Genomic DNA, 14,176 nt, shown 5'->3' on the forward strand with positions numbered 1-14,176 from the left:
TCCACATGCGTATTGCTGCTTTCGGTTTCAGATCTATACCCCCGGCAAAGGGTGCCGCAGGTGCTGATAAATTTGCTCTCGAACTATTTCCGAGACTGGTTAAAAGAGGCCATCAGGTAACGGCCTACAACAGGCGTTATACAGATAATTTTGTAGACGTCATTGAATATCAGGGCGTAAAGATCAAAACTTTTAAAACCCTCAAACTTAAAGGATTTGATACTTTATGGCACTCTTTCCGGTGCACTTTAGACATTATATTCAATAATACTGCTGACGTTGTACATATACAAAACGGCGGTAACAGCATTTGGGCGTTACCTTTACGCTTGTTCGGCAAAAAGGTATTCATCAGTCAGGACGGCGTAGACTGGAAACGCGAGAAATGGCCCTGGTACGGCAAGTTGTTTCTTAAAATATCAGCTTATATTACAGCTTACTTACCTAATGAGGTTATTTTCGATAATGTGATTGCCAAAAAATTATTTGAAGACAGGTTCAACAAACACTATAAATTTATTCCATTTGGCAGCGAGGTTGGCCCTGTAAATAAAAATAGCGATGTTTTAGAGCGGTTACAGCTAACAGCCGGTGACTACTACCTTTTTGTAGGTCGCTTCATCCCTGATAAAGGCTTGCACTATCTCATTCCGGCCTTTAAACAATCAAAATCAAAGCGCAAGTTGGTTTTAATAGGCGGCTCGCCTAACCCATCAGATTACGAAAATAAAATACTGGCCATGGCTAACGGGCAAATAGTTTTTCCGGGCTATGTTTATGGTGATGATGTGAACGTATTGATGATGAATTCATATTGTTACATTCAGCCATCTGACGTGGAAGGATTATCGCCTGTGGTGCTTACCGTAATGGGACTCAATGTGCCTTTGATTGTAAGTAATATCGAAGAAAATGAGTACGCCGTGTTAGATACAGCCCGAAAATTTGCGAAAGGAAATATAGAATCTCTGACCGGCGAGATAAATTTTGCTGAAGATAACCACCAGGTGATGCTTGCATTAGCTGCCAAAGCGCAGCAGCGTGCGCTAAGCGTTTTTAACTGGGAAAAGGTAACTGATGAGCATGTGGAGGTTTTTAATAACTCGTAGTTTTTTTGACAGCCGCCTTAAAGATTTCAGTTAACTCTTCGGCAGCCCTTTGCCACGAAAAATGTTTTAAACGTTCTGTGCCTTTGCTAATCATCTGCTGTCGTAAATCATCTTCATTTATTAAGGTGATCATTTTATCAGTAAGGTCAGTGCTATCAAAAGGATCAAAAAGCATTACCGCATCACCACCTACTTCGGGCAGGCTGGTGTTGTTTGCAGCTAACACAGGCACTTGGTTTTTAAACGCCTCCAGTATAGGTATACCAAAACCTTCGTTTAACGAAGGAAAAACGTATAGTAAAGCATTTTGATAGAGCTCAGCCAGTTCGCTGTCGCTCACATAGCCGGTTAATATAATTAGATTTTTATATGGTGATTGATTGATTGCAGTTGTTACTAATAGAAAATCACTATCCTTTTTGTCGGCAGGTAACTGCCCGGCAAGTACGAGTTTTAGCTTGGGGTATCTACCGGTGTTCATGACCTCGTTAAAGGCCGATATTAAAAATGGAATGTTTTTACGCTTAAACATAGCACCGGCATGAAAAAGGTACCCATATTTATGGAGCGAAAATTTAGCTAATAAACTCTGCTCGTTTACTGAGTTAGTGTGCAAACCCGAAAAAGACTTTGGCCCTTCGTAAACTACTTTCAGTTTTTCTTCAGGCAGGGTAGTGTGCCTTGCAATCTGCTTTTTTGCGTAATGGGTAGGGGTAATTACAAACGGCGAAGATTGAGCCGCTGGTAAAGCTGTTTTTTTATATAACCATAACCACAGTTTTCCATAATTGTCAGGCATCTCAAAAAAGAAGGCATCATGAAAAACAGGTATGGTTTTGTACCCCAATTTAATTAGCGGAACAAAATTATCAGTACAAAAAACAATATTACATTGAGCCAACCAGGCTTTAATGGGCAGCGATACCTGCTTCCAAAATTGATAATTGATATGCTCAAGCCATTTCAATAATTTGTTAGTGCCTGAGTAAGCGGGTAAGGTTGAATCAATAAAGCGGAAATCAACATCAGTTGATGCTACTGCTTTAAATGCTTTGCAAAGTTCTTCTAAATAAGTTTTAGTCCCCGTTTTGGCTACCCGTAAGTCGCGTATATCTACACCTATAATTAATCGCTTAGCCATAATTGGTTTTAAATTGCCCGGCTTTTAATTACCCGCGCAGGCACACCCGCTACTACCATATTTGCCGGTACAGACTTTGTAACCACGCTGCCGGCAGCAATAACACAACCATCACCTATTTCAACACCGGCTAATACTGTAGCGCCGGCACCAATCCAGCAACCATTACCAATAATAACGGGCTGTCGGGTAACACCCTGGTTTTTTATAGGTATACCGGGTTGGTCAAAGTTATGATTCTCAGAAAACAGCTGAACATTAGGGCCCATAATAACATCGTTACCGATGATAATACCGCCCTGGCCACCCAGATATGCACGGGCGTTAATGCCGGTACGGTGCCCAATAGTGATACCCGTACCCTTTTGTGAGACGATACCTGTACAGAAGATGATCGAATCGCGTGCTATAGATACGTGGTCGCCAATATGAATACCTTGGGTTGATAATGCATTGAGGCTTACGTTGTCTTCGAGAATGAAATTTTTGCCTACACTTAACTGATAGGCATGCCGCACTTTAGTGTTGCTGCCTAAAAAAATAAGGCCGGAAGAACTTTTCAGAAACGGTTTCAGGAATAGTCCCCTTAAAGCTTGAGTAAAACGTACTATAGTAATGCATATTAAATCACGGACCGAATACGGATTTTCCCATTTATAATCCGGATCGTTCTTTAGTTTACGTATGAGCTTTTCAATGATCATAAGCTACTTGTACGGGTTTAATGGTGGGTTGCATAATTACGCTCACAAACAGGCCGGATAAAAACCAGTTCATATAAGATATATATGATGATGACTCTACCTCTGAGGTAAACAGAGGCAGCATAATTCCGATTTTAAATAACAAAACCGCGATGCACAATTTTCTTTCCTTACCCTTTAAAATGTTAAACCATTTGATGCCTGTTCTTATAAAAACAACGTAGATAAAAAGATACAGTAATAATGTTTGTACACCGGCCTGCACACCAATAATGATAAACTGATTTTCGCCGCCTATATTTTCTCCTAATGTACCGCCTACGCGGCCTGAAGTACCCAAGCCAATACCAAACGGATGGTTTATCATAGAGATAACACCTTGTATCCACTCCACCAAGTGGCCAACACTCGATGGGTTGCTAAAATCTACGGTATTCATCACCACTTCGATAAGGCCTGTGTTATTTTGCTCAAAGCGGGTAAATAAGTAAATAAGATACAAAGCCGCGAAGGCTAATATGGTGTGTACCGAATGGGTGATAAATTTTCTTTTAGTGAGTAAAGCGTACACATAAATCATCAAACCGTAACCGGCCAACGGTGCCCTGGATATTGCAAACAGAATAGATAAAAGGGTTGCCGCCAGTGCAAGTAAATTTAAATTGTTAAACTTAAACTGGTTTTTATCATCAGTATACAGGGCAAGTATAACGGCCAGTGCCAGCAGTGTAGCTGCGGCATGCTCAAGCGGATTAGCAAAAAAGCTGGCAAAGCGTTTATAGCCGCCCTCTGATTCAAATGTCCAGCTTAACCCAAAATGACCACTCGGCTCAAAATTGAAAAAGTAGTAACTATAATCGGCATAGCCTGTTAGGGTTTGTAAATGCAGATTCATGCCAACCTCGCCCAACAGCACCGCTCCGGCAGCAATAGTAACCAATACGATGTAGCTGAAATATTGGTTAATGTAAACGCTTTTAAGATTGATAAATCTGCCTGCAAAGTATACAATAACAAAAAATGATGTGCTTTTTAACGCAACTAAACGGTTAACCAAGCCTTGCTCGCCAATGGGTAAAATGGCATAAACGCCTGTTATTACTAAAAACAAAAACAAGGCATAATCCAGAACATGAAACTTAGGCCGGGTTGTTAGGCTAAATATACCTATCAGAAAAACCGCGATAACTATGATTTCTTTAAAAAACTGAAAAGCTGGGATCAGGCTTTTTAAGCCGAGCATAAACGACACCGACATGGCGGTGGTATAAACCGATAAGCCAAATATAAAAAATATGAGTATACCCTGCCGGTTTCCATTAAACACTTCTTTTGCCGCAACAAAAAAAGAAATAACAAATATTAACGGAAATATGAACATGCCCAACAACTACAGGTGTAAGTTATTTTTTGACCAAATTACTTCTTTTGGCGTAAAAAGTCCTTCTCTTAAGCCTTTAAGCAGTAAGGTTGCTTTTGTATTGCGTCGTCTCACCAAAAAATAAACCCATAAAGCAAAATAGTAAAGGCCATTATAAACAAAGTTTACCGGAAGCAAGGCCGGCACTCCATACTGCCTGATGAACCATAAGTGGTTCCGGCTGATATAATAGTGGATAACAGGGCTTAACTGACCTTCTTTTTTAGGGGCAGATACCTTGGCTGAAACACCAGCCTCATGATACATTTTGCAGGATGGCAGGTAATGTAAAACATATCCTTCTTTACGAAGTCGGTAGGATAGGTCGACATCTTCGTAATACAAAAAGAAGAGCTTGTTGAATAAGCCGCTTTTCTGCAAAGCCTCATTTTTAAGCATCATACAGCAACCGGTTAGCCACTCGGCCACATAAAACAAATTGGTAGCGGCTTGGATAGGTGTAGTGGTGTCAGATATGGTTGTACCCAGTACTTTATTGAAACGTCCCTCACCGTTCCAGATCGTATCGGGTTTATGCATCCAATAAATGGCAGGCTGCACCGCTGCTACTGCCGGATGCTTTTGTAAATGAAAACTTAGTTTCGAAACGATGTCTTCGTCAACCAAAGTATCGGTGTTCATCACCAACGAATAGGTGTAACCTTGGGCTATACTGTGCTGCAATGCACGATTGTTGCCTTCGGCAAAGCCAAGGTTTTCTTTATTGTCGATGTAGATAAGTTCAGGAAATGTTTCTCTTAAAATAGCCAGAGAGCCGTCGGTAGATCCATTATCTGTAATAATGATATCAAAAATATCGGTATTACAATATTTTAAAACCGAGCGTATGCAATTGGTGGTATGCTCGGGCGTATTCCAGTTAAGCAATATAAGAGCAACCGCTTTATACATTTTTTAAATCTGTTTTGTTAACGATATACTCATACATCAATAATGCACAAAACTCAATAACAACCGTAAATGCGCCTGTAAGTACGATGTGATTAAGCTGAAGCAGTGAATAGGTAATGATAAAAGACAGAACCAGCAGTATCAAAGCTATATTAAAAATGGCTTTGTTGCTGTTTTTTAGTAATTGATCAAGCACATTTAAAACGTTCAATGCGGAAATGACAGGTACTATAGCCATAATTTTGAGCAATGTAGCTGCCATATCATTATGCTCTTTTGAAAGGATGAAGACAATAAAATCTGCCAGAAAAAAAATCAAAACGGATCCGAAAAAAAAGATAGCAGTAAGCGCATATTTCATTTTACGGCGATATACCTGCCAATTAGCAGCATTCTGATTGTAAACAGCAACTGCTTTAGGATAAACGGCATTCGAAATGGTAATTAGTAAATTGCGGCATTGCCCAATGATGCGATCGCAAAGCGTGTAAGCACCCAGCAGCATGGTGTTGCCCCACTCGGTTAGTGCAAAAATAATGATAGACTGCTGAAGGTGAACAGATATGTTATTAACGGTGAGATAGAAGTTTGCCTTGCTGATAAGTTGTAAGTCTGCTATTTTGGAAGAATAGTATGAGATATTAAATGTACGCCTGATGTAAAACCACAAAGCCAGGTACATGAATACGCTTAGCGCGCCTAAAGCAAAATTGACCCATTCGGCATGCTGATGCTGCTTAATAATCATATAAATAACTATAAGCGATAACGCATTTGAAAGTAAGTTCACTAAATTGAAGATCTTTATCTTCTGCATCCCAATAAAAAAGAACAAGGGATTTATAACTTCTGCAGCTATCATCGGTATTGACAGCAGGAGGTAGTTATAATAGGTTAGATGAAAAAGCTTTAAACCTGCAATAAGTAAAATGACCAGCAAAAAAACCATGAAACGAACGGTTAGTGTATTGTAAAACACCTTACTTAATTGGTCCTCAAATTTTGCATGTGTGGCAACATCTCTCACTCCAGATTGGTTGGTGCCATAATTAACAACGGTGCCGGCCAACTGTGCAAACCGACTGGAAAACATAATTAAGCCAAATTTTTCTAAACCCAGGTGGCGGGTAATGATAGGTATAAGCAATACCAACAACAGGGTGTTAGATATTTGTATACCTCCTAAGTTCAAAAAATTAGCAACGATAGCAGTACTTCGTGTCTTTCTATATATATCAGCAGCAAATTTGTTCAAGACGACTTACGGAAACAGCTTTAAATTTAAGTAATGTTTGTTGTTATTAGTGTGTTGTAAAAGCCGCTAAATCCTGATACACGTTACGGAAAGAGCTGCGTAAGCCAATGGTGATCATTTTAGTGTTGTCGGTAAAGCTGCTATTGCTTTCGTGCCGGTACACGCCGCTTAATTCTATACGAAGGTTGTATTTTGGATTGAGCAAATAAGCTACCTTGGCTTCGCTGTAATATAAGTTAGTACGCAAACCTTGGCCTATAAAGTTACCATTAGTAGCATAGGCATTGTTAAACAAATTGGGGTCGAATGGGCCGGTGTATCGCGCTTGGGTACGGTAATCTAATAATACGTTTTTACCCCAATTTTGCCCGTTAACATCAAGGCCATATTGTCCGTAATTAAGCTGGCCCGAAAAATCGAAACGTTTGTAGCTGTAATTTAGGATACCAACTACCTCTTTAAAGTTAGCGCCCCAAGGGTGAGCGAGTGGTTCGTTTTGCTGGGCGTAGTTCAACACACTGGATGTTTGGCTGTAAGTGTAAGGTCTTGCACTGTTATACTCGAACAAATAATTAAGGCGTTTAACGTTAAACAAGTCAGCGCCCCTGATGCCTAACTGCCACGCGCTTTTATTGCGCGAACTGCCTTTGCCTGATAAAAAGTTTTTAGCTTCAAATTCGTCCAGTGCAAATTGACCATAGGCTGTTAAGTGGTCGGTAATTTTGTATTTACTATTAAAACCAATCAAGGCGTTATCCGGCGACCCATTGCTGGCTTCGAGCGGGCGCAAAAAAATAATAGGATTTCCGTAAGTAAAATCAAACCCGCGCTTATAGCCTTTGTCGTCGGCATCGGCCCATATTATAGCATCAAAAAAGCCTAACGAAAAGCGATTGGTCACGCTCCAGTCGAGATAATGGAATACACCCCATTTTTTCCGGTTGCCGGTCTCAACGCTGAATTTTTGTGCTGTTGGGTCTTGCATGTAACTCCACATCACCATGTAATTTACGTTACCCAGGCTGGCCGTAAGTTTTAAAAAGCTGTACGGCGAACTAAAATCTGACAAAAGCATGGAACGGTAACCGTCGCCAATAAAGTTTTTATCATATCCGGCAGCAATGTTTAAATACTTGGTTGGCGTGTAGGATAGTAATGCCGTAACATACGACCAGTCTTTAGTGCGACCAAATGAGCCGTTTGCTACGTTACGATCATAAGCTTGTCCCGGAACTATGCCCGTTTGATTTATATAAGTGTTTAAATAATCTGGAAATGCAGCTTGGTTTTCAAAACCACTGGTATAAAAATAGAAATTTTTACCAACCGTACCGCCTAATTGGAAACCACGAGTATTGATCCAGGTAGTGCGCGAATTACTAAAATCGCGGCCAATAACTAAATCAGGCAAGTAATCTGCAAAAAATGTATAGTCTGAATGATTGACTTCTATCAGGTGTTCATTAAATAATTTACGATGTACCCAACTGTGATGACCTGTAGTATCTGTATATTGATATATCAGTTTATCGTACTTAGGGAACAGCGTGCTGTCGTCTATACGGTAAGGTTTGATAGAAGAATGGAAACGGTTACGGGTAGAGTATACAGAATCGTTTAACTTTTGATAAAACTGGTAGCTGTAGGGTAACTGCTGTACTTGTGCCCGGGCTGTAAAGTTGAATGTTATTACAATAGCAAATACAAGCAAAAGCAGAAAGTGGTACGGTGCAGGTAAGTATCTTTTCATGGGTAAATTGAGCGGCCAAAGATATACAAAGCCGGGTTAATCTTGTTTGTGACGAGTAAAAAGCTAACAAAAGTAGCTGTAACATGTTTTAGCAAGGCACTTTTAACCATTGAGTAATAGTAACTAACTATAACATTGGTTACATATTAAACGTAAAACGCCTATAAAATTATTGTAATTATAAATAATAAGATTTTATTTTTACTGCGCTAAATTTTTCATATTATTAATTAAGGTTGTAAAATATTTCCGATAGTTAAAAATGTGTAAACGCCGTTGTTATTTTTTAATATTAAAATCCAAATATAACTACTAATTTAGCACACCACTTTACCAGCCTAAGCTGGCTTTGCACATAAGTTTGATATGAGTCACAGATATGCTACTTTCATAAAAGCAATTAACCTTTCGGCTGATTATATAATTTTGAACGTGAGCATGATTATAGCTTATCTTATTGTAGATAAGTCATACATTGCATGGATTGCCAATAAAAATTATTTACCCATCGTTTTAGTATTTAATCTCATCTGGCTGCTATCGGCCAACGTAACCCGTTTGTATGAGCATGTACTTAACAAAGATTCGATTAAAACTTACCGGGGTGTTTTTAAAACTTACCTGCTCTTTGTAAGCTTAATTTGTTTTACCGTACTTATCATAATCGGTACTAAAGCTTATTTTATTACGCGCCAGTACTTGTTTTATGCCTTGGCTTTATTCGGCTTTTTACTGGGTACCTGGAAGCTTATATTTTTGGCTATACGCCGCAGCGACCGGGCCTTACTTACCGATTTTAGGCAGGCCGTTATTGTAGGCGGTGGCCGCATAGGCAAAGACTTGTACAACTTTGTTACTCAAAACCCGGAAAGGGGCTATTTGATCAAAGGCATATTTGATGATACTGCTGTAGGCGTTGAGCAAAGCTTATACTTGGGCGGTGTTAACCAATGTATCTCTTATGTTAAAGAAAACCGCATTGACGAGATTTTTTGCACGCTACCTAACACAGAGGCTGAGAAAATTGAGCGTTTGATGCTGGATGCCGATAAAAATCTGATTCGCTTTAAACTGATTCCGGAGTTTTATTATACGCATAAACCCACCTTTGTTCAAAACTTCGGACACATACCTGTAATTTCTATCCGGCCTGAGCCTTTGGAGAATATGCTTAACCGCTTTATTAAACGGGTGTTTGATATCGGGTTTTCGCTGTTCGTGATCTTATTTGTGTTTAGTTGGCTGTTTCCTATTCTCGCTATATTGATCAAAACCAGTTCGCCTGGCCCTATATTTTTCGTGCAAACACGTTCTGGTAGGGATAATGAGCCGTTTAAGTGCTTTAAGTTTCGTAGCATGCGCGTTAATAATGATTCGGACAGTAAACAGGCTACGAAAGATGATGTGCGCAAAACCAAAGTCGGCGCGTTTTTACGTCGTACCAATCTGGATGAGTTGCCGCAGTTTTTTAACGTAATTTTAGGTAATATGACCATTGTAGGCCCGCGCCCGCATATGTTAAAGCATACCGAAGAATACTCTAAACTAATTGACCAGTTTATGGTGCGTCACTTTTTAAAGCCGGGCATCACCGGCTGGGCTCAGGTAAACGGCCTGCGCGGCGAAACTAAAACTACGGAAGATATGCTGCAAAGGGTAGAGGCTGACGTTTGGTACCTGGAAAACTGGTCGTTTTTACTCGACCTGAAGATTATATTCCTGACATTTTACGGAACGTTTAAAGGCGATAAAAACGCATTTTAAACAGCAGTTTAATTTTAATCGATTTAAATACAAGGAGTTCCGGTCAAATCAAAATTTTAGTTTTAAAATAAAGCAGATAACACTATATTTGCCCTCTCAAAATCCTAATGCGGAAGTGGCGTAATTGGTAGCCGCACCAGACTTAGGATCTGGCGCCGCGAGGCGTGGGGGTTCGAGTCCCTTCTTCCGCACAAACATTAAAAACCGCTTTTCAAGCGGTTTTTTTATTTTAAAGCCTTTTTGTTTGCATTATAAAATCCTGTAAAACCTTTATATTAGAGATCGACTTTAAACTTGCCATTGTGCGAATTATATTTCTCACCATATCGTTGCTGCTTTGTATTACAGCACATGCTCAAAAAAGTTCCAACCAAGAGTTATTGGCTCCGATGGGCCCCAGGGATGAATTGATGGCAGAGATTCATGATGAGTGTTTATTCGCCAATAGGTATACTAAATCTCAAAGGCTTCAAATGTATCCTTTCAATAAAGCCTCTAAAGTCATGCTTATCTCTTTTAAGGAAGATGCTCCATTCCCGATAAAAAGAGGTCCGGTTAGAAACGAAGCTTTTTTAGAAAAGTGTACGTTAAATCAATATCAAGTGGATAGTTTAACGAGTTTGCTCTACAATCTCAACTACACACCAGTAAAAGACTTGAATATGATTGTTGCGGATCCAGGTGCCAACTGCTATGAACCCCGTAATGGTATTTTGTTTTTAAATAAGGCAAATAAGGTGTTTGGATATATTGAAATATGTTTTGGTTGTCAACGACGGTTTAAATCACCCGGCAGAATCAATGACGGTAAGTATTGTGCCGGTAAATATGAGTTGTTGGATAAATTTTTTTATGATGCTGGTATAAAGTATGGGACCAGTGAGTCGAAAATAAATCTCAGCTATCAGGATATTTTAAAACTTGATACTGGAGATGTTGCTGCGGCGATATTAGAAAAGCTTGACTGGAAAACAAATTTTGGAAGAAATTTAACTCGACTTTCTCAAGTAGAAACGGTCTTGTATCATGCCGCTAATACTATTATAATCAAGTATAGCTTAGCAAGATTTTTCAGTTCATCTGAAAGTAACTACTATAAACAAGCAGTAGGTAGCTTGCAAAGTATAAAGGCTTTTAAAGCAGCTAATATTTTAAAGGCATCCTTGAAATATTGGCCGGGTAGAAAATTGCCTCGAGAGCTTAGCGAACGCCGGAGGGTTTTATTTAAAATTTACGATAAGAAAACTCCAAAGTGGAATGCATTAATAGAAGATATTGAGGACTTAAATGGGTTAATATTTGAATTTCTCAAAATGAACCAAAGTAAGCTTGTTGGGTAAACTGTCGGGCTTCTGTTAATTAGATTATGTCTGCTGGTAATAAATGATTTAGATTTTCTATAAATTTCAATTTGAGATATGGGTTGCCTAATCATAGCTCATTTAAGCAGCTTCATCAAACTGCTGATACAGCTGTTGCAACGTTTCCTGTTTCATGGGTTTAGAAATAAAGTCGCAAACAAAGGGATAGGTTGCAGAGCGGGTAATATCAACAGGGTTGATAGAAGAGCTGAAAATATAAATTTTGATGTTTTTGGGTAGCGATGTGTAAATCCGGCTAAACTCTTCTAAAAAATCCCAGCCGTCAAATTCCGGCATTTGCAGGTCAAGTAAAATAATATCGGGCAGGTTATGGGCTTGTTCCTGGCGTAGTTGGTTTAATACAGCACGGGCGTCGTAATGGTAGTTAGCCTCGGTAAAAATCTTTAGCCTTTGGCAAAGCCTCTTCATTATTAAATGCTCCAAAGGGTTGTCATCAATCATCACTAATCTGCTTTTAGCGTGAGAGGCATTTTGATCTGTAAACGAAGCCTGCAGCAACATGGTAATTTAAGTTATACGTTTATGCGATAATGCTTTATGATATAATTAAGTGGTTTAACGCACGTTAAATTCATTTTGTTACAGGGAAAATTTATTTCTGTACCACGGGGTGGGCCAACAAGCTATTTATAGACGATTATGTTTAATTTAGCTCACTGCATGGACATTAAAAACAATCCGAAAATTATAAAAGCCTGGGCAATGTTCGACTGGGCTAACTCAGCCTACAACCTGGTTATTACCTCCACCATATTTCCCGCCTATTATACCGCCATCACTACTACCCAGGAACAAGGCGATAAAGTAATGTTTCTGGGGCATGAGTTTGTGAACACTGCCCTGTCTGATTATGTATTAGCTACAGCGTATATGGTGGTAGTGTTGTTACTGCCTATTCTAACTTCCATTGCCGATTACCGGGGTAATAAAAAAGCGTACATGCAATTATTCACCTGGATTGGTGGCCTGGCTTGCTGTGGCTTGTACTTTTTTAAATTGGATACTTTAACCGTCAGTATGTTTTGCTTTGCATTGGCCGCCATTGGTTATTGCAGCGGTGCGGTGTTCTATAATTCGTACCTGCCTCAAATAGCCACGGTAGATCAGCAGGACGCGGTAAGTGCCAAAGGATTTACTTATGGTTATATAGGCAGTGTATTACTTCAAATTATCTGCTTTGTGTTTGTATTGTCGCCTAAAACGTTTGGCATTACCGATGCCACTTTTGCTCCCCGTTTATCTTTTCTACTGGTAGGCATCTGGTGGCTGGGCTTTGCGCAGATACCTTTTTTAAAATTACCTAAAGGAACGCCTAAAAGCGTCGATCATCAATATAACGTTATTAGCGGTGGGTTTAAAGAATTAGGCCATGTTTGGCGTCAGATAAGCCACATGCCTGTTTTAAAGCGTTATCTGAGTGCTTTCTTTTTTTACTCGATGGGTGTACAAACCGTGATGCTGGTGGCTACCGGCTTTGCGGCCAAAGAATTGCGTATGCCTGCCGAAAGTTTAATAGCCACGATATTGATTATCCAATTAGTGGCTATTGCCGGTGCGGCGTTAATGTCAAGGCTTTCGTCCATTTATGGAAATATTAAAGTATTGATGGTTGTAGTGTTGATCTGGATAGGAGTTTGTGTGGCAGCTTATTTTACTCAGACGTCCATCCAGTTTTATGCACTGGCGGCTGTAGTTGGCTTAGTAATGGGAGGCATACAATCATTGTCCCGGTCAACTTATTCTAAATTTTTACCCGAGGATATTACAGATACTGCCGCATTTTTTAGCTTTTATGATGTAACCGAAAAGCTGGCTATTGTTATCGGATTGTTTACATTTGGCATCGTCGAATCGTTAACGCATAGTATGCGCAATTCGACCTTAGTGCTAACCATATTTTTTTTAGCCGGATTGTTATTGCTGTTTTTTGTGCTTACTGCGCAAAAGCAAAGAGGAAGTCTGCATACAGAGATGCAGTAAACCATTGTTTAAATTATGAAAGTTGAATTATTTGTTCCGTGTTTTATAGACCAGTTGTACCCAGATACTGCTTTCAGTACACTACAAGTGCTACAAAAGGCAGGCTGCGAGGTAGGCTATAATCCGGAACAAACCTGTTGTGGTCAGCCTGCTTTTAATGCCGGTTTTTGGGACGATGCCAAAGCTGTAGGAGGCAAATTTTTAAATACCTTTTTTGACGACGATATTATTGTTACGCCATCGGCGTCGTGTACAGGTATGGTTCGCAACTATTACAATGACTTGTTTACTAATACCACTGCGCACAATAAATGCCGGGCCATACAAAGCAACATCTATGAGCTGTCTGATTTTTTAGTAAATATTTTACAGGTAGATCATTTTGGCGCCGAGCTGGAAGGCCGTGCTGTTTATCATGATAGTTGTGCTGGTTTACGCGAGTGTAAAATAAAACGCGAGCCCAGACAATTACTCTCTAAAGTTTATGGCTTAGAGTTAGTGGAGCTTAAGGATAACGAAACCTGCTGTGGCTTTGGCGGCACCTTTGCTGTTAAATTTGACGCTATATCGAGTGCCATGGCGCAGCAAAAGGTAGACAATGCGATGGCTGCCAATGCCGATTACATCATCTCTACCGATTCATCGTGCCTGTTGCATTTGCAGAGCTACATCGACAAAAATCAACTGCCTATTAAAACAATGCATTTGGCCGATGTGCTGGCGCATGGCTGGGGAAATGTTTAATTGTCAAACTTTGCT

General features: G+C 39.8%; 12 protein-coding genes and 1 tRNA gene. 6 read left to right on the forward strand and 7 right to left on the reverse strand.

Annotated elements, in window-relative coordinates; translation table 11 throughout:
• Positions 1-5 precede the first annotated feature (5 nt).
• On the forward strand, positions 6-1,109 hold the full coding sequence (locus AAGR14_RS06555) for a glycosyltransferase family 4 protein (RefSeq protein WP_342647795.1): 1,104 nt from the start codon (positions 6-8) through the stop codon (positions 1,107-1,109).
• On the opposite strand, the gene AAGR14_RS06560 is transcribed toward AAGR14_RS06555, so the two are convergent.
• The 6 genes from AAGR14_RS06560 to AAGR14_RS06585 form a co-directional block, all read right to left on the reverse strand.
• On the reverse strand, positions 1,096-2,250 hold the full coding sequence (locus tag AAGR14_RS06560; RefSeq protein ID WP_342647796.1) for a glycosyltransferase family 1 protein: 1,155 nt from the start codon (positions 2,248-2,250) through the stop codon (positions 1,096-1,098). The two genes, AAGR14_RS06555 and AAGR14_RS06560, sit on opposite strands and share 14 nt — an antisense overlap.
• Positions 2,251-2,258: 8 nt before the next feature.
• Complete coding sequence (locus AAGR14_RS06565; RefSeq protein ID WP_342647797.1) at positions 2,259-2,954, reverse strand: acyltransferase; 696 nt, start codon at positions 2,952-2,954, stop codon at positions 2,259-2,261.
• Positions 2,944-4,335 (reverse strand): hypothetical protein, encoded by a 1,392-nt coding sequence (locus AAGR14_RS06570; protein ID WP_342647798.1) that lies wholly within the window; start codon positions 4,333-4,335, stop codon positions 2,944-2,946. Before AAGR14_RS06570 ends, AAGR14_RS06565 begins: the two co-directional genes overlap by 11 nt.
• Before the next feature lie 9 nt (positions 4,336-4,344).
• Entirely contained in the window at positions 4,345-5,286 is a 942-nt protein-coding gene (locus AAGR14_RS06575; protein WP_342647799.1) for a glycosyltransferase family 2 protein, read from the reverse strand.
• Positions 5,279-6,478 (reverse strand): oligosaccharide flippase family protein, encoded by a 1,200-nt coding sequence (locus tag AAGR14_RS06580; RefSeq protein WP_342647800.1) that lies wholly within the window; start codon positions 6,476-6,478, stop codon positions 5,279-5,281. Before AAGR14_RS06580 ends, AAGR14_RS06575 begins: the two co-directional genes overlap by 8 nt.
• A 109-nt stretch (positions 6,479-6,587) precedes the next feature.
• Positions 6,588-8,291, reverse strand: coding sequence for a gliding motility protein RemB (locus AAGR14_RS06585; protein ID WP_342647801.1), 1,704 nt, complete (start codon positions 8,289-8,291; stop codon positions 6,588-6,590).
• A 366-nt stretch (positions 8,292-8,657) separates the two neighbouring features.
• Between AAGR14_RS06585 and AAGR14_RS06590 the strand changes: the two genes are divergently transcribed.
• The 3 genes from AAGR14_RS06590 (at position 8,658) to AAGR14_RS06600 (ending at position 11,395) form a co-directional block, all read left to right on the forward strand.
• Positions 8,658-10,055 (forward strand): undecaprenyl-phosphate glucose phosphotransferase, encoded by a 1,398-nt coding sequence (locus AAGR14_RS06590; RefSeq protein WP_342647802.1) that lies wholly within the window; start codon positions 8,658-8,660, stop codon positions 10,053-10,055.
• A gap of 109 nt (positions 10,056-10,164) precedes the next feature.
• Positions 10,165-10,246 (forward strand) — tRNA-Leu (locus tag AAGR14_RS06595).
• Between the two features lie 219 nt (positions 10,247-10,465).
• Positions 10,466-11,395 (forward strand): hypothetical protein, encoded by a 930-nt coding sequence (locus tag AAGR14_RS06600; RefSeq protein WP_342647803.1) that lies wholly within the window; start codon positions 10,466-10,468, stop codon positions 11,393-11,395.
• Positions 11,396-11,497: 102 nt separating this feature from the next.
• Here the strand turns inward: AAGR14_RS06600 and AAGR14_RS06605 are convergent, their stop codons facing one another.
• The gene (locus AAGR14_RS06605; protein WP_342647804.1) at positions 11,498-11,938 is read right to left on the reverse strand and encodes a response regulator; all 441 of its coding nucleotides are present in this window, start codon (positions 11,936-11,938) and stop codon (positions 11,498-11,500) included.
• A gap of 159 nt (positions 11,939-12,097) precedes the next feature.
• Here AAGR14_RS06605 and AAGR14_RS06610 point away from each other — a divergent pair, with 159 nt between their 5' ends.
• Positions 12,098-13,417, forward strand: a complete 1,320-nt coding sequence (locus AAGR14_RS06610; protein WP_342647805.1) for an MFS transporter — start codon at positions 12,098-12,100, stop codon at positions 13,415-13,417.
• Between the two features lie 15 nt (positions 13,418-13,432).
• The gene (locus AAGR14_RS06615) at positions 13,433-14,161 is read left to right on the forward strand and encodes a (Fe-S)-binding protein (RefSeq protein ID WP_342647806.1); all 729 of its coding nucleotides are present in this window, start codon (positions 13,433-13,435) and stop codon (positions 14,159-14,161) included.
• Positions 14,162-14,176 lie beyond the last annotated feature (15 nt).

The sequence above is a fragment of the Mucilaginibacter sp. CSA2-8R genome (genome assembly GCF_038806765.1).
GTDB lineage: Bacteria > Bacteroidota > Bacteroidia > Sphingobacteriales > Sphingobacteriaceae > Mucilaginibacter.